The sequence below is a fragment of the Xanthomonas sp. SHU 199 genome, assembly GCF_000364665.1.
In the GTDB taxonomy this organism is placed as follows: Bacteria; Pseudomonadota; Gammaproteobacteria; order Xanthomonadales; family Xanthomonadaceae; genus Xanthomonas_A; species Xanthomonas_A sontii.
In genome coordinates, this window is sequence record NZ_AQOI01000155.1 from 1 (window position 1) to 16,333 (window position 16,333).

Here is a 16,333-nt window from a genome sequence, read left to right on the forward strand (position 1 = left end):
GTGGCCAAGATCATCAAGTAATGCCCTCCGGCGGCGAAGGCCGCCGGGCTCGACGGCAGGATGGCGGTCTCGGCCGCCGGAATCCGACGAGGTGCAGGCGGCTACGGCCGTCGGGTTCAGCGAAGGGCGGGCCGGAACCTTCGGTCCGCCTTCGCCGTCTCAGGGAAGTGCAGTCGTTCTTACTACACGCCAGTAGCTCAATTGGCAGAGCAGCGGTCTCCAAAACCGCAGGTTGGGGGTTCGAGTCCCTCCTGGCGTGCCAATCTGCCGCTCCCTATCCAGTGACCTCGGTCGCATAGCAGCAAGAGTCGGATGAACAGCAAGATCGAGCATTCCAAAGGCCCCGCCGCCTCTGTCGGTGGCGATATCGTCAAGTACGTCATCGCTGCGTTGCTGGTGGTCGCAGGCCTGTTTGTCTGGTTCTGGTTCGGCGATGCGAGCCGTGCTGCACAGCTGGGGAGTTGGTCCGGTCCGCTGCGCGGACTGGCGGTGGTGGCCGGCCTGGTCGCCGGTGCCGCGGTGTTCCTGTTGACCGCCAAGGGCCGCGAGGGCCGCGAGTTCCTGTCCGAATCCCGTTTCGAACTGCGCAAGGTGGTGTGGCCGACCCGCCAGGAAGCCATCCGCACCACCTGGGTGGTGATCGTGGTGGTGATCATTCTGAGTCTGTTGCTGGGCGGGTTCGATTTCCTGATCCAGAAGCTGATGCAGTGGTTCGTGAGCCGTTGAGGAGAGTGCAGCAGTGAAGCGTTGGTATGTCGTTCACGCCTATTCAGGCTTCGAGAAGTCCGTGGCCCAAGCGCTGCGCGACCGTATTGCGCGTGACGAGATGCAGGAGCGCTTCGGTGACGTGCTGGTGCCCACCGAGGAAGTGATCGAGATGCGCTCCGGCCAGAAGCGCCGTTCCGAGCGCAAGTTCTTCCCGGGTTACGTGCTGGTCCAGATCGAAACCCACGACGAAGGCGGCATTCCGCGCATCGACAACGAAAGTTGGCACCTGGTCAAGGAAACGCCGAAGGTGATGGGCTTCATCGGCGGTACCGCCGATCGTCCGCTGCCGATCCGCGACGAAGAGGCCGATGCGATCCTGCAGCGCGTTCAGGATGGCGTGGAGAAGCCGCGTCCGAAGGTGCTGTTCGAGCCGGGCCAGATGGTCCGCGTCACCGACGGCCCGTTCAACGACTTCAACGGCGTGGTCGAGGAAGTCAACTACGAGAAGAGCCGCCTGCGCGTGGCGGTGCTGATCTTCGGTCGCTCCACTCCGGTGGAACTGGAATTCGGTCAGGTCGAGAAGGCCTGAGCCCGCCCCGGCGCGGCTGCGCCGGGCGCCAAAATCTCTGCTATACTGCGCGGCTCCCTGTCCAGGCAGGCCGCCGGGCAGAACGGAAGCCGCCGCGAGGCGGCTTTCTGCGCACTTCAAAAACGTGATGGCGGGACACGTGATTTTCCCGTCGCGATGGGGAGCCTGCGGTTTAGGCGCTAGCACCCGGAGACACTAAAATGGCAAAGAAAGTCGTCGGTTACATCAAGCTGCAGGTGAAGGCCGGTCAGGCCAACCCCTCGCCGCCGGTCGGTCCTGCGCTGGGTCAGCGTGGCCTGAACATCATGGAATTCTGCAAGGCGTTCAATGCCGCCACGCAGAAGCTGGAGCCGGGCCTGCCGACTCCGGTCATCATCACGGCCTATTCGGACCGTACCTTCACCTTCGTCACCAAGAGCACCCCGGCCAGCGTGCTGCTGAAGAAGGCCGCGGGCGTCAGCTCCGGCTCCAAGCGCCCGAACACCGAGAAGGTGGGCAAGGTGACCCGCAAGCAGCTCGAAGAGATCGCCAAGGCGAAGGAAGCCGACCTGACGGCGGCGGAGCTGGAAGCGGCGGTACGCACGATTGCGGGTTCCGCCCGCAGCATGGGCCTGACGGTGGAGGGTTAAGCAATGGCACAGACCAAGCGACAGAAAGCGATCCGTGCTGCCGTGCAGCCGGGCAAGGCGTATTCGATCGACGAAGCGCTGAAGATCGTCAAGACCACCAGCAAGGCCAAGTTCGTCGAAGCCGTCGACGTGGCCGTGCGCCTGGGCGTGGACGCGAAGAAGTCCGATCAGCAGGTGCGCGGTTCCACCGTGCTGCCGGCCGGTACCGGCAAGAGCGTGCGCGTGGCCGTGTTCGCCCCCGCCGGCGCCAAGGCCGATGAGGCGCTGGCCGCCGGTGCCGACGCCGTCGGCATGGACGACCTCGCCGAGAAGATGCAGGGCGGCGACCTGAACTACGACGTGGTCATCGCCACCCCGGACGCGATGCGCGTCGTCGGCAAGCTGGGCACCCTGCTGGGCCCGCGCGGCCTGATGCCGAACCCCAAGGTCGGCACCGTGTCCGCCAACCCGGCCGAAGCGGTCAAGAACGCCAAGTCGGGCCAGGTGCGCTACCGCACCGACAAGGCCGGCATCATCCACTGCACCATCGGCAAGGCCAGCTTCGAAGACGACGCGCTGAAGAGCAACCTGCAGGCGCTGCTGCTGGACCTGGTCAAGGCCAAGCCGGCGACCTCGAAGGGTACCTACCTGCAGAAGATCTCGGTGAGCTCGACCATGGGTCCGGGCGTCACCATCGATCAGGCGTCGCTGTCCCTGAAGTAGTCGCAACACGGCGCCGCCCGCGAGGTGCGGCGCCGGTGTCACCCTTTTGAAGGCGTCGCCCGGGGCAACCCGACGCGAAGCCGTCAAAGACCGCAGGCGCGGTCTGCGCACACCGACGACGGGCACGGAAGCTCGACACGGCAAGGAGTCGCCGTCGGTACAGCGGGATCGCTTAATCAGTCCCCTCGGGGACGCGCCGGCGTAGATGGTGCCGCCTTTCTGGAGTTTTTCTGGTGCAGGCCAGCCCGGTGTTCCGGGCGCGCTCACTCCAGGTCTGGAACGGCCACCAACTGGGATGCCATGCGGCATCCCCGGCATCCAGGATGGAGGCCGCCCAGGACCGCAAGCGGCAGGAGCCGCGAGCGGAGTAAGTTTGAAGCAGGGATTCGGGATTCGGGATTGGGGATCGGCAAGAGCGGCGGTATCGCTCCTGACGCATCCCAGGTCGCGCATTTCAACTCCCGGCTTTAACGGAGGAGTGCAATGGCTCTCAATCTGTCCCAGAAGCAAGAAGTCGTCGCCGAACTGGCCGACGTCGCCGCGAAGGCCCACTCCTTGGTTGCTGCCGAGTACGCCGGCATCACGGTCTCGCAAATGACCGCGATGCGCAAGAAGGCGCGCGAAACCGGTGTGTACTTGCGTGTTGTCAAGAACACCCTGGCCGCGCGTGCCGTTGCCGGTACCGAATACGAGTGCGTCCAGGACGCGCTGGTCGGTCCGCTGCTGTATGCGTTCTCGACGGAAGAACCCGGCGCTGCCGGTCGTCTGATCAAGGAATTCGCCAAGGGTAACGACAAGCTGCAGGCCAAGGTCGTGTCGCTGGGTGGTCAGCTGTATCCGGCCGCTCATCTCGAGGTGTTGGCGTCGCTGCCGACCCGCGAGCAGGCGCTGGCCATGCTGGCACGCGTCCTGGCCGAGCCGGCGAGCATGTTCGCCCGTGCGGTCAAGGCCGTGGGCGACAAGCAGGGTGGCGGCGACGCCGCGCCCGCCGACGCCGAAGCGGAAGCCCCGGCCGAAACGGCTTAAGTTCGCGACACCTGAAACGGTTCACTAGAACCTCATCCAGAAAAAATTCCAAAGGTAATCACAATGTCCCTGTCTAACGAGCAGATCGTCGACGCAATCGCCGAAAAGACCCTCATGGAAGTGATGGAGCTGGTCAAGGCCATCGAAGACAAGTTCGGCGTCTCCGCCGCCGCCCCGGTCGCCGCTGCCGGTCCGGCCGTGGCCGCCGCCCCGGTCGAAGAGCAGACCGAGTTCAACGTCATCCTGATCGACGCCGGCGCCAAGAAGGTCGACGTCATCAAGGCCGTCCGCGCCATCACCGGCCTGGGCCTGAAGGAAGCCAAGGACCTCACCGAGGCCGGCGGCGTCCTGAAGGAAGCCGTGTCGAAGGAAGACGCCGACAAGTTCAAGAAGGACCTGGAAGCCGCTGGCGCGAAGGTCGAAGTCAAGTAAGCAGTCCCTTGCATCGCCAGCCGTTCAAGGCGATGCACTGAAGGCTGGGGGCGAAAGCCCCCGGCCTTTGGCCGTTTCAGGCGGGAACCGGGAATCGGGAATGGAGAATCGGAACAGCCACGCTACGTGCGCTCCACGATTCCCCTTTCTCCATTCCCCAGTCCCCGCTTCACCACCGAGTTGGTAGTTGGAAGTAGCGGGAGAAGGCGTGCTGGTGCCGGCAATACCAGCGACTTCCAACTGACAATTTATGTTCACTCAGGGCCGCGGACGCGTGGCCCGCATCAGCCAAGGTGATACCTCATGACGTCTTATTCGTTCACCGAAAAGAAGCGTATCCGCAAGGACTTCGGCAAGCAGCGCTCGATCCTCGAAGTGCCGTTCCTGCTCGCCATCCAGGTGGATTCCTACCGCGAGTTCCTGCAGGAGAACACTGACCCGAACAAGCGTTCGGACCACGGTCTGCACGCGGCCCTGAAATCGGTGTTCCCGATCTCCAGCTACAGCGGCAACGCGGCGCTGGAGTACGTCGGCTACAAGCTCGGCGAACCGGTGTTCGACGAGCGTGAATGCCGCCAGCGCGGCATGAGCTACGGCGCGCCGCTGCGCGTGACCGTGCGCCTGGTGATCTACGACCGCGAGTCCTCCACCAAGGCGATCAAGTACGTCAAGGAGCAGGAGGTCTACCTCGGCGAAATCCCGCTGATGACCGACAACGGCACCTTCATCGTCAACGGCACCGAGCGCGTCATCGTTTCGCAGCTGCACCGTTCGCCGGGCGTGTTCTTCGACCACGACCGCGGCAAGACCCACAGCTCGGGCAAGCTGCTGTACAGCGCCCGCATCATCCCGTACCGCGGCTCCTGGCTGGACTTCGAGTTCGACCCGAAGGACGCGCTGTTCACCCGTATCGACCGCCGCCGCAAGCTGCCGGTGTCGATCCTGCTGCGCGCGCTCGGCTACTCGAACGAGGAGATGCTGTCCGAGTTCTTCGAGATCAACACCTTCCACATCGACCCGAAGGAAGGCGTGCAGCTGGAGCTGGTGCCCGAGCGCCTGCGCGGCGAGACCCTGAACTTCGACCTGGCCGACGGCGACAAGGTCATCGTCGAAGCCGGCAAGCGCATCACCGCGCGCCACGTCAAGCAACTCGAGGCCTCCGGCATCGCCGCGTTGGCCGTGCCCGACGAGTACCTGGTCGGCCGCATCCTGTCGCACGACGTGGTCGATGCCTCGACCGGCGAACTGCTGGCCAGCGCCAACGACGAAATCAGCGAAGATCAGCTGACCGCGTTCCGCAAGGCCGGCGTCGATGCCGTGGGCACGCTGTGGGTCAACGACCTGGATCGCGGCCCGTACCTGTCCAACACCCTGCGCATCGATCCGACCAAGACCCAGCTCGAGGCGCTGGTCGAGATCTACCGCATGATGCGTCCGGGCGAGCCGCCGACCAAGGACGCCGCGCAGAATCTGTTCCACAACCTGTTCTTCACCTTCGAGCGCTACGACCTGTCGACGGTCGGCCGCATGAAGTTCAACCGCCGTGTCGGCCGCAAGGAAGTCACCGGCGAGTCGGTGCTGTACGACAAGAAGTACTTCGGCGAGCGCAACGACGAGGAGTCCAAGCGCCTGGTCGCCGAGCACGCCGACAGCTCCGACATCCTGGACGTGATCAAGGTCCTGACCGAGATCCGCAACGGCCGCGGCGTGGTCGACGACATCGACCACCTGGGCAACCGTCGCGTGCGTTCGGTCGGCGAAATGGCCGAGAACGTGTTCCGCGTGGGCCTGGTCCGCGTCGAGCGCGCGGTCAAGGAGCGTCTGTCGATGGCCGAGTCCGAAGGCCTGACCCCGCAGGAACTGATCAACGCCAAGCCGGTGGCCGCCGCGATCAAGGAGTTCTTCGGCTCCTCGCAGCTGTCGCAGTTCATGGACCAGAACAACCCGCTGTCGGAAGTGACGCACAAGCGTCGCGTCTCCGCGCTGGGTCCGGGCGGTCTGACCCGCGAGCGCGCCGGCTTCGAAGTGCGCGACGTGCATCCGACCCACTACGGCCGCGTCTGCACCATCGAAACGCCGGAAGGCCCGAACATCGGCCTGATCAACTCGCTGGCGGTGTATGCCCGCACCAACCAGTACGGCTTCCTCGAGACGCCGTACCGTAAGGTCGTGGACGGCCAGATCACCGACGAAGTCGAGTACCTGTCGGCGATCGAAGAGAACGAGTACGTCATCGCCCAGGCCAACGCGCTGCACGACGCCAAGAGCCGCCTGACCGAGCAGTTCGTGCCGTGCCGCTACCAGGGCGAGTCGCTGCTGAAGCCGCCGGCGGAAGTGCACTTCATGGACGTATCGCCGATGCAGACCGTGTCGATCGCGGCCGCGCTGGTGCCGTTCCTGGAGCACGATGACGCCAACCGCGCACTGATGGGCGCGAACATGCAGCGCCAGGCCGTGCCGACGCTGCGTGCGCAGAAGCCGCTGGTCGGCACCGGCATCGAGCGCGCGGTGGCGCGCGACTCGGGCGTGACCGTGAACGCGCGCCGTGGCGGCGTGATCGAGCAGATCGACGCCGGCCGCATCGTGGTCAAGGTCAACGAGGCCGAGATCGGCGGCGGCACCGACGCCGGCGTCGACATCTACAACCTGATCAAGTACACCCGCTCCAACCAGAACACCTGCATCAACCAGCGTCCGCTGGTCAACGTGGGCGACGTGATCGCGCGCGGCGACGTGCTGGCCGACGGCCCCTCGACCGACATCGGCGAGCTGGCCCTGGGCCAGAACATGCTGATCGCGTTCATGCCGTGGAACGGCTACAACTTCGAAGACTCCATCCTGCTCTCCGAGCGCGTGGTGGAAGAGGATCGCTACACCACGATCCACATCGAAGAGCTGACCTGCGTGGCGCGCGACACCAAGCTGGGACCGGAGGAAATCTCCGCCGACATCCCCAACGTGTCCGAGCAGGCGCTGAACCGTCTGGACGAGAGCGGCGTGGTGTACATCGGTGCGGAAGTGCGCGCCGGCGACATCATGGTCGGCAAGGTCACGCCGAAGGGCGAGAGCCAGCTGACCCCGGAAGAGAAGCTGCTGCGCGCGATCTTCGGCGAGAAGGCCTCGGACGTGAAGGACAGCTCGCTGCGCGTGCCGCCGGGCATGGACGGCACCGTCATCGACGTGCAGGTGTTCACCCGCGACGGCATCGAGAAGGACAAGCGCGCCCGCCAGATCGAGGAAAACGAGATCAAGCGGGTCAAGAAGGACTTCGACGACCAGTTCCGCATCCTGGAAAGCGCGATCTACGCGCGTCTGCGTGGCCAGCTGATCGGCAAGGTCGCCAATGGCGGTCCGAACCTGAAGAAGGGCGACACCATCAGCGACGCCTACCTGGACGGCCTGAAGAAGTCCGACTGGTTCGCGCTGCGCATGAAGGACGAGGACGCCTCCGAGGCGATCGAGCGCGCGCAGAAGCAGATCCAGGCGCACGAGAAGGAGTTCGAGCGTCGCTTCGCCGACAAGCGCGGCAAGATCACCGCCGGCGACGACCTCGCCCCGGGCGTGCTGAAGATGGTCAAGGTGTTCCTGGCGGTGAAGCGCCGCATCCAGCCCGGCGACAAGATGGCCGGTCGCCACGGCAACAAGGGTGTCGTGTCGATGATCCAGCCGATCGAGGACATGCCGTACATGGCCAACGGCGAGACCGTGGACATCGTGCTGAACCCGCTGGGCGTGCCGTCGCGTATGAACATCGGCCAGGTGCTGGAAGTGCACCTGGGCTGGGCCGCCAAGGGCCTGGGTCGCAAGATCCAGAACATGCTCGAGGCCCAGGCCAAGGTTGCCGACCTGCGCAAGTTCCTGGCGCAGATATACAACCACGACCAGAAGCTGGGCGAGGATCGCGTGGACCTGGACCAGTTCAGCGACGCGGAACTGCTGGCGTTGTCGAAGAACCTGACCGACGGCGTGCCGATGGCCACCCCGGTGTTCGACGGTGCGACCGAGGCCGAGATCAAGCACATGCTCGAGCTCGCCGACCTGCCGATCAGCGGCCAGACCCAGCTGTACGACGGCCGCACCGGCGAGGCGTTCGATCGCCACACCACGGTCGGCTACATGCACATGCTGAAGCTGAACCACCTGGTCGACGACAAGATGCACGCGCGCTCCACCGGCCCGTACTCGCTGGTCACCCAGCAGCCGCTCGGCGGCAAGGCGCAGTTCGGCGGCCAGCGCTTCGGCGAAATGGAAGTCTGGGCGCTGGAAGCTTACGGCGCGGCCTACACCCTGCAGGAAATGCTGACGGTGAAGTCCGACGACGTGCAGGGCCGCAACCAGATGTACAAGAACATCGTCGACGGCGAGCACGAGATGGTCGCCGGCATGCCGGAGTCCTTCAACGTGCTGGTGAAGGAAATCCGCTCGCTGGCGATCAACATGGAACTGGAAGACTGAGGGCAGGGAATGAGGAGTCGGGACTAGGAAACCGCCCGGGCGTTTGCCCACAGGCCGCCGGCGTTTCCTGTCCCGCCTCTCCGCTTCCAACGATTCCCTATTCGCTATTCCCGATTCCCGGAGAAATCAAATGAAAGACCTGCTCAACCTCTTCAACCAGCAGCGCCAGACGCTGGACTTCGACGCGATCAAGATCGCGCTGGCCTCGCCGGACCTGATCCGTTCGTGGTCCTTCGGCGAAGTGAAGAAGCCGGAAACCATCAACTACCGTACCTTCAAGCCCGAGCGCGACGGCCTGTTCTGCGCCGCCATCTTCGGCCCGATCAAGGACTACGAGTGCCTGTGCGGCAAGTACAAGCGCATGAAGCACCGCGGCGTGGTCTGCGAGAAGTGCGGCACCGAAGTGACCCTGGCCAAGGTGCGTCGCGAGCGCATGGGCCACATCGACCTGGCCTCGCCGGTCGCGCACATCTGGTTCCTGAAGTCGCTGCCGTCGCGCATCGGCCTGATGCTGGACATGACCCTGCGCGACATCGAGCGCGTGCTGTACTTCGAAGCCTACGTGGTGACCGAGCCGGGCCTGACGGCGCTTGAGCGCCGCCAACTGCTGACCGAAGAGCAGTACCTGACCGCGCGCCAGGAGCACGGCGACGACTTCGACGCCGCCATGGGCGCCGAGGCCGTGTACGAACTGCTGCGCACCATCGACCTGCAGTCGGAAATGACCCGCCTGCGCGAAGAGATCGCCAGCACCGGTTCGGAAACCAAGCTCAAGCGTCTGACCAAGCGCATCAAGCTGATCGAGGCCTTCATCGAGTCCGGCAACCGTCCGGAGTGGATGGTGATGACCGTGCTGCCGGTGCTGCCGCCGGATCTGCGTCCGCTGGTGCCGCTGGACGGCGGCCGCTTCGCGACCTCCGATCTGAACGACCTGTACCGCCGCGTCATCAACCGCAACAACCGCCTGCGCCGCCTGCTCGAGCTGAACGCGCCGGACATCATCGTGCGCAACGAAAAGCGCATGCTGCAGGAATCGGTCGATGCGCTGCTGGACAACGGCCGTCGCGGCCGTGCCATCACCGGCACCAACAAGCGCCCGCTGAAGTCGCTGGCCGACATGATCAAGGGCAAGCAGGGCCGGTTCCGCCAGAACCTGCTCGGCAAGCGCGTGGACTACTCCGGCCGTTCGGTGATCGTGGTCGGCCCGACCCTGCGTCTGCACGAGTGCGGCCTGCCGAAGAAGATGGCGCTGGAGCTGTTCAAGCCGTTCGTGTTCGCCAAGCTGCAGCGTCGCGGCCTGGCCACCACCATCAAGGCCGCCAAGAAGCTGGTCGAGCGCGAAGAAGCCGAGGTCTGGGACATCCTGGAAGAGGTGATCCGCGAGCACCCGGTGCTGCTGAACCGTGCGCCGACCCTGCACCGTCTGGGCATCCAGGCGTTCGAGCCGGTGCTGATCGAAGGCAAGGCGATCCAGCTGCATCCGCTGGTCTGCACCGCGTTCAACGCCGACTTCGACGGTGACCAGATGGCCGTGCACGTGCCGCTGTCGCTGGAAGCGCAGCTGGAAGCGCGCGCGCTGATGATGTCCACCAACAACATCCTGTCGCCGGCCAACGGCGAGCCGATCATCGTGCCGTCGCAGGACGTGGTGCTGGGTTTGTACTACATGACCCGCGCGCTGGAGAACAAGAAGGGCGAGGGCATGGTCTTCGCCAACATCGCCGAAGTGAAGCGCGCCTACGACAACCGTGCGGTCGAACTGCACGCCAAGGTCAAGGTCCGCATCACCGAGACGGTGATCGACGAGGACGGCAACCGCACCAAGAAGGCCTCGATCGTGGACACCACGATCGGGCGCGCGCTGCTGGCCGAGATCCTGCCGGAAGGCCTGCCGTTCGCGCTGGCCAACACCGAGCTGACCAAGAAGAACATCAGCCGCCTGATCAACTCCAGCTACCGTCAGCTGGGTCTGAAGGACAGCGTCGTGTTCGCCGACAAGCTGATGTACACCGGCTTCGCCTACGCGACCCGCGCCGGCGTGTCGATCGGCATCGACGACATGCTGATCCCGTCGGAGAAGAAGGGCATCCTCGGCGAAGCCGAGCAGGAAGTGCTGGAAATCCAGGAGCAGTACCAGTCCGGTCTGGTCACCGCCGGCGAGCGCTACAACAAGGTCGTGGACATCTGGTCGCGCACCAACGAGCGCATCGCCAAGGCGATGATGGACACCATCGGCACCGAGAAGGTGGTCAACGCCAAGGGCGAGACCATCGACCAGAAGTCGATGAACTCGCTGTACATCATGGCCGACTCCGGCGCGCGTGGTTCGCAGGCGCAGATCCGTCAGCTGGCCGGCATGCGCGGCCTGATGGCCCGCCCGGACGGCTCGATCATCGAGACGCCGATCAAGGCGAACTTCCGCGAAGGCCTGAACGTGCAGGAGTACTTCAACTCCACCCACGGTGCCCGTAAGGGTCTGGCCGATACCGCGCTGAAGACCGCCAACTCCGGTTACCTGACCCGTCGCCTGGTCGACGTGGCGCAGGACGTGGTGATCACCGAGCCGGATTGCGGCACCACCGACGGCCTGACCATGACCCCGATCGTGGAAGGCGGCGACGTGGTCGAGCCGTTGCGCGACCGCGTGCTCGGCCGCGTGGTGGCCGAGGACGTGTTCCTGCCGGGCAACGACGAGGATCCGATCGTCACCCGCAACACCCTGCTCGACGAGCAGTGGGTGGCCAAGCTGGAAGAGGCCGGCGTGCAGTCGGTCAAGGTCCGCTCGACCATCACCTGCGAATCGGCGTTCGGCGTGTGCGCGCGCTGCTACGGCCGCGACCTGGCCCGTGGCCACCTGGTCAACATCGGCGAAGCGGTCGGCGTCATCGCCGCGCAGTCGATCGGCGAGCCGGGTACCCAGCTGACCATGCGTACCTTCCACATCGGCGGCGCGGCTTCGCGTGCGGCGGCGGTGGACAACATCACGGTCAAGACCACCGGTTCGATCAAGTTCAACAACCTCAAGTCGGTCGAGCACGCCAACGGTTCGCTGGTGGCGGTGTCGCGTTCGGGCGAACTGTCGGTGCTCGACGGCCACGGCCGCGAGCGCGAGCGCTACAAGCTGCCGTACGGCGCCACCATCACCGCCAAGGACGGTGACGCGGTCAAGGCCGGCCAGTCGGTGGCGAACTGGGATCCGCACAACCACCCGATCGTGTCGGAAGTGGCCGGTTTCATCCGCTTCATCGACTTCATCGACGGCGTCACCGTCATCGAGAAGACCGACGAACTGACCGGCCTGGCCTCGCGCGAGATCACCGATCCGAAGCGTCGCGGCACCCAGGCCAAGGACCTGCGCCCGATCGTGCGCATCGTCGACGCCAAGGGCAACGACCTGACCATCCCGGGCACCGATCTGCCGGCGCAGTACCTGCTGCCGCCGCGCTCGATCGTCAACCTGCAGGACGGCGCGCCGGTCGGCGTGGGCGACGTGGTCGCCAAGATCCCGCAGGAAGCGTCCAAGACCCGCGACATCACCGGTGGTCTGCCGCGCGTGGCCGACCTGTTCGAAGCGCGCAAGCCGAAGGATCCGGCGATCCTGGCCGAGCGTTCGGGCATCATCAGCTTCGGCAAGGACACCAAGGGCAAGCAGCGCCTGATCATCAAGGACACCGACGGGTCGGAGCACGAAGAGCTGATCCCGAAGTACCGCCAGATCATCGTGTTCGAAGGCGAGCACGTGGCCAAGGGCGAAACCGTGGTGGACGGCGAGCCGAGCCCGCAGGACATCCTGCGTCTGCTGGGCGTCGAGCCGCTGGCCGCGTACCTGGTCAAGGAAATCCAGGACGTGTACCGCCTGCAGGGCGTGAAGATCAACGACAAGCACATCGAGGTCATCACCCGGCAGATGCTGCGCAAGGTCGAGATCACCGACCAGGGCAACAGCAAGTTCCTCAACGGCGAGCAGGCCGAGCGCCAGCGCGTCATCGAGGAGAATGCCCGCCTGGTGACCCGCAACGAGCTGCCGGCCAAGTACGAGCCGGTGCTGCTGGGCATCACCAAGGCCTCGCTGGCGACCGAGTCGTTCATCTCGGCCGCGTCGTTCCAGGAGACCACCCGCGTCCTCACCGAGGCGGCGGTCCGCGGCACCAGCGACACGCTGCGCGGCCTGAAGGAAAACGTGATCGTGGGTCGCCTGATCCCGGCCGGTACCGGCCTGGCGTACCACAACACGCGCCGCCGCAACGCCAGTGGCCTGACCGAGTCGGAGATGCAGACCCTGTCCGGCGGCAGCGCCGAGCCGGCGGTCGAGACCTCCGCCCCGGCGGCTGCCGGCAGCGAAGAGTAAGCAACACGCCGGACCGGTCCCGCCCGCGGGGCCGGTCTACCACGCGAAAGGGGGCGCAGCGGAAGCGCCCCGTATTCCGGCCCCGGATGGGCCAGCAAGTAAAATTTCCGTTGTGTTGACGGCGCTTTGACTTGCCCGCTATACTTTCCTGTCTCGGCAGGCCGTCCTTCGGCCTGCCTTCGTTTTCACGCATCCAGGCCCGACGGCCTCAATCAGAAGAATCCACTGATGGCGACGATCAACCAGCTGGTCCGCAAGCCGCGGCAGGCGACCACCTACAAGAGCGCCTCTCCGGCGCTGGACAAGTGCCCGCAGCGCCGTGGCGTCTGCACGCGCGTGTACACCACCACCCCGAAGAAGCCGAACTCGGCCCTGCGCAAGGTCGCCAAGGTGCGCCTGACCAACCAGGAAGAGGTCATCAGCTACATCGGCGGCGAAGGCCACAACCTGCAGGAGCACTCCGTGGTCCTGATCCGCGGCGGTCGCGTCAAGGATCTGCCGGGCGTGCGCTACCACACCGTGCGCGGTTCGCTCGACGCCGCCGGCGTCGCCAAGCGTCGCCAGGGTCGTTCCAAGTACGGCGCCAAGCGCCCGAAGAGCTAAGGGAAAGTACACATGTCTCGTAAAGGTAATACGCCGCAGCGCGCCGTTCTCCCGGACCCCAAGCACGGGAGCGAAACCATCGCCCGCTTCATCAACATGGTGATGCTGAGCGGCAAGAAGTCGGTCGCCGAAAAGATCGTGTACGGCGCGATGGACGTGATCGGCGAGAAGAACCCCAACGCCATCGAGCTGGTGCAGAAGGCGCTGGATAACGTCGCTCCGGCGGTCGAAGTCAAGTCCCGCCGCGTCGGCGGTGCCACCTACCAGGTGCCGGTCGAGGTGCGTTCCTCCCGTCGCATGGCGCTGGCGATGCGCTGGCTGATCGACTCGGCGCGCAAGCGCGGCGAGAACTCGATGCCGCGCAAGCTCGCGGCCGAGCTGGTCGATGCTTCGGAAAACCGTGGCGGCGCCATCAAGAAGCGCGAAGAGACTCACCGCATGGCGGAAGCGAACAAGGCGTTCGCGCACTACCGCTGGTGACCTTCCGGGCCTTGGAAACGGGGCCCGCTGGCACCATCTGAGTGCCGCTAGCTGCGCCGTTGCGCGTGGCACAAATCCGAAGGCCGCCGCAAGGCGGCGTTCGGCCATCCGAAATCCAAGAAATTTGAGAGGCTCCCTGTGGCCCGTACCACTCCCATCGAGCGTTACCGCAACTTCGGCATCATGGCTCACATCGATGCCGGCAAGACCACCACCTCCGAACGCATCCTGTTCTACACCGGCGTCAGCCACAAGATCGGCGAGGTGCATGACGGTGCCGCGACGATGGACTGGATGGAGCAGGAGCAGGAGCGTGGCATCACGATCACCTCCGCGGCCACCACCGCGTTCTGGACCGGCATGGACAAGTCCATGCCGCAGCACCGCTTCAACATCATCGACACCCCCGGGCACGTGGACTTCACCATCGAAGTCGAGCGCTCGCTGCGCGTGCTCGACGGCGCGGTGTTCGTGCTGTGTGCGGTCGGCGGCGTGCAGCCGCAGTCCGAGACCGTGTGGCGTCAGGCCAACAAGTACGCGGTGCCGCGTCTGGCGTTCGTCAACAAGATGGACCGCACCGGCGCCAACTTCGACAAGGTCGTCGAGCAGCTGAAGGCCCGCCTGGGCGCCTACCCGGTGCCGATGCAGGTGCCGATCGGCGCCGAAGACGGCTTTGAGGGCGTGGTCGACCTGGTCAAGATGAAGGCGATCCACTGGGATACCGCCTCGCAGGGCACCGTGTTCGAATACCGCGACATCCCCGCGCACCTGGTCGACAAGGCCACCGAAGCGCGCGCGTTCATGGTCGAGGCCGCGGCCGAAGCCAACGAAGACCTGATGGACAAGTACCTCAACGAGGGCGACCTGTCCGAGGCCGAGATCCTGGGCGGTCTGCGCGAGCGCACCCTGAAGGTGGAAGTGGTGCCGGTGTACTGCGGTACCGCGTTCAAGAACAAGGGCGTGCAGGCCATGCTCGACGGCGTGATCCAGCTGCTGCCGTCGCCCAGCGACCGTCCGCCGGTCAAGGGCATCGACGAGGACGAGAAGGAAGACAGCCGTCCGGCCACCGACAACGCCCCGTTCTCGGCGCTGGCGTTCAAGATCATGACCGACCCGTTCGTCGGCTCGCTGACCTTCTTCCGCGTCTACTCGGGCACGCTGAACTCCGGCGACCAGGTGTACAACCCGGTCAAGTCGAAGAAGGAGCGCGTGGGTCGCATCCTGCAGATGCACTCCAACAACCGCGAAGAGATCAAGGAAGTGCGCGCGGGCGACATCGCCGCGGCGGTGGGTCTGAAGGACGTCACCACCGGCGACACGCTGTGCGCGCAGGACCACATCATCACCCTGGAGCGCATGGTGTTCCCGGAGCCGGTGATCTCGATGGCGGTCGAGCCGAAGACCAAGTCGGACCAGGAAAAGATGGGCATCGCGCTGAGCCGTCTGGCGCAGGAAGATCCCTCGTTCCGCGTCAACACCGACGAAGAGTCCGGCCAGACCATCATCCGCGGCATGGGCGAGCTGCACCTGGAAATCATCGTCGACCGCATGAAGCGCGAGTTCAACGTCGAAGCCAACGTCGGCAAGCCGCAGGTGGCCTACCGCGAGACCATCCGCAAGGCGGTCAAGCAGGAAGGCAAGTTCGTGCGTCAGTCCGGCGGTAAGGGCCAGTACGGTCACGTCGTGCTCGAGATCGAGCCGCAGGAACGCGGCCAGGGCTACACCTTCGAGAACGCGATCGTCGGCGGCGTGGTGCCGAAGGAATACATCCCGGCGGTGGACAAGGGCATCCAGGAAGCGGTGGCCAACGGCGTGATGGCCGGCTATCCGATCGTGGACGTCAAGGTGCGCCTGATCGACGGTTCGTACCACGACGTCGACTCGTCGGAAATGGCGTTCAAGATCGCCGGCTCGATGGGCTTCAAGGAAGGCTTCAACAAGGCCAACCCGGTGCTGCTGGAGCCGATCATGAAGGTCGAGATCGTCACCCCGGAGGATTACCTGGGCGACGTGATGGGCGACGTGAGCCGTCGTCGCGGCATCCTGCAGGGTCAGGACGACAGCCCGTCGGGCAAGGTGATCAACGCGATGGTGCCGCTGGGCGAAATGTTCGGCTACGCCACCACGCTGCGCTCGATGTCGCAGGGTCGCGCCACCTTCTCGATGGAGTTCGACCACTACGCCGAAGCGCCGGCCAACATCGCCGACTCGGTCATCAAGAAGAACTGAGATTAGAGCGACGGGATGCGTGCCGCGGACTCGATCCGCGCCGCATCCCGCTCGCTCGTCCCCCAATACGAATCACGAGGTAGAGCAGACATGGCAAAGGGTAAGTTCGAGCGCACCAAGCCGCACGTCAAC

Annotated in this window: 11 protein-coding genes and 1 tRNA gene; all 12 read left to right on the forward strand. The window is 65.2% G+C overall.

Features of this window, described 5'->3' with window-relative positions; genetic code table 11:
* Positions 1 to 186 precede the first annotated feature (186 nt).
* Positions 187 to 262: transfer RNA gene (locus D183_RS0107055), tRNA-Trp, on the forward strand.
* Positions 263 to 312: 50 nt separating this feature from the next.
* Positions 313 to 726, forward strand: coding sequence for a preprotein translocase subunit SecE (secE, locus tag D183_RS0107060; RefSeq protein ID WP_017908390.1), 414 nt, complete (start codon positions 313 to 315; stop codon positions 724 to 726).
* A 13-nt stretch (positions 727 to 739) separates the two neighbouring features.
* On the forward strand, positions 740 to 1,297 hold the full coding sequence (gene nusG / locus D183_RS0107065; RefSeq protein WP_010341344.1) for a transcription termination/antitermination protein NusG: 558 nt from the start codon (positions 740 to 742) through the stop codon (positions 1,295 to 1,297).
* A gap of 200 nt (positions 1,298 to 1,497) precedes the next feature.
* The gene (gene rplK, locus D183_RS0107070; RefSeq protein WP_010341342.1) at positions 1,498 to 1,926 is read left to right on the forward strand and encodes a 50S ribosomal protein L11; all 429 of its coding nucleotides are present in this window, start codon (positions 1,498 to 1,500) and stop codon (positions 1,924 to 1,926) included.
* Positions 1,927 to 1,929: 3 nt separating this feature from the next.
* Positions 1,930 to 2,628, forward strand: a complete 699-nt coding sequence (gene rplA, locus D183_RS0107075) for a 50S ribosomal protein L1 (protein WP_017908392.1) — start codon at positions 1,930 to 1,932, stop codon at positions 2,626 to 2,628.
* A 483-nt stretch (positions 2,629 to 3,111) separates the two neighbouring features.
* Complete coding sequence (rplJ, locus tag D183_RS0107080; RefSeq protein ID WP_010341340.1) at positions 3,112 to 3,654, forward strand: 50S ribosomal protein L10; 543 nt, start codon at positions 3,112 to 3,114, stop codon at positions 3,652 to 3,654.
* A gap of 63 nt (positions 3,655 to 3,717) precedes the next feature.
* Entirely contained in the window at positions 3,718 to 4,086 is a 369-nt protein-coding gene (gene rplL, locus D183_RS0107085) for a 50S ribosomal protein L7/L12 (RefSeq protein WP_010341338.1), read from the forward strand.
* Positions 4,087 to 4,389: 303 nt separating this feature from the next.
* Entirely contained in the window at positions 4,390 to 8,541 is a 4,152-nt protein-coding gene (gene rpoB, locus D183_RS0107090) for a DNA-directed RNA polymerase subunit beta (RefSeq protein WP_017908393.1), read from the forward strand.
* A gap of 130 nt (positions 8,542 to 8,671) precedes the next feature.
* A complete protein-coding gene (rpoC, locus tag D183_RS0107095; protein WP_017908394.1) occupies positions 8,672 to 12,889 on the forward strand; it encodes a DNA-directed RNA polymerase subunit beta' in 4,218 nt (1,405 codons plus the stop codon).
* A 228-nt stretch (positions 12,890 to 13,117) separates the two neighbouring features.
* On the forward strand, positions 13,118 to 13,492 hold the full coding sequence (gene rpsL, locus D183_RS0107100) for a 30S ribosomal protein S12 (RefSeq protein WP_003469157.1): 375 nt from the start codon (positions 13,118 to 13,120) through the stop codon (positions 13,490 to 13,492).
* A 12-nt stretch (positions 13,493 to 13,504) separates the two neighbouring features.
* Positions 13,505 to 13,972, forward strand: a complete 468-nt coding sequence (rpsG, locus tag D183_RS0107105) for a 30S ribosomal protein S7 (RefSeq protein ID WP_010341334.1) — start codon at positions 13,505 to 13,507, stop codon at positions 13,970 to 13,972.
* 138 nt (positions 13,973 to 14,110) lie between these two features.
* Positions 14,111 to 16,201, forward strand: a complete 2,091-nt coding sequence (gene fusA, locus D183_RS0107110; RefSeq protein WP_010341333.1) for an elongation factor G — start codon at positions 14,111 to 14,113, stop codon at positions 16,199 to 16,201.
* The last annotated feature ends 132 nt before the right edge of the window (positions 16,202 to 16,333 follow it).

Excerpts from the sequence above, each read along its gene's own strand:
- secE (WP_017908390.1), top strand. The coding sequence starts at position 313 with ATGAACAGCAAGATCGAGCATTCCAAAGGCCCCGCCGCCTCTGTCGGT.
- rplA (WP_017908392.1), top strand. The coding sequence starts at position 1,930 with ATGGCACAGACCAAGCGACAGAAAGCGATCCGTGCTGCCGTGCAGCCG.
- rpoB (WP_017908393.1), top strand. The coding sequence starts at position 4,390 with ATGACGTCTTATTCGTTCACCGAAAAGAAGCGTATCCGCAAGGACTTC.
- rplK (WP_010341342.1), top strand. The coding sequence starts at position 1,498 with ATGGCAAAGAAAGTCGTCGGTTACATCAAGCTGCAGGTGAAGGCCGGT.
- rpsL (WP_003469157.1), top strand. The coding sequence starts at position 13,118 with ATGGCGACGATCAACCAGCTGGTCCGCAAGCCGCGGCAGGCGACCACC.
- rplJ (WP_010341340.1), top strand. The coding sequence starts at position 3,112 with ATGGCTCTCAATCTGTCCCAGAAGCAAGAAGTCGTCGCCGAACTGGCC.
- rpoC (WP_017908394.1), top strand. The coding sequence starts at position 8,672 with ATGAAAGACCTGCTCAACCTCTTCAACCAGCAGCGCCAGACGCTGGAC.
- rplL (WP_010341338.1), top strand. The coding sequence starts at position 3,718 with ATGTCCCTGTCTAACGAGCAGATCGTCGACGCAATCGCCGAAAAGACC.
- rpsG (WP_010341334.1), top strand. The coding sequence starts at position 13,505 with ATGTCTCGTAAAGGTAATACGCCGCAGCGCGCCGTTCTCCCGGACCCC.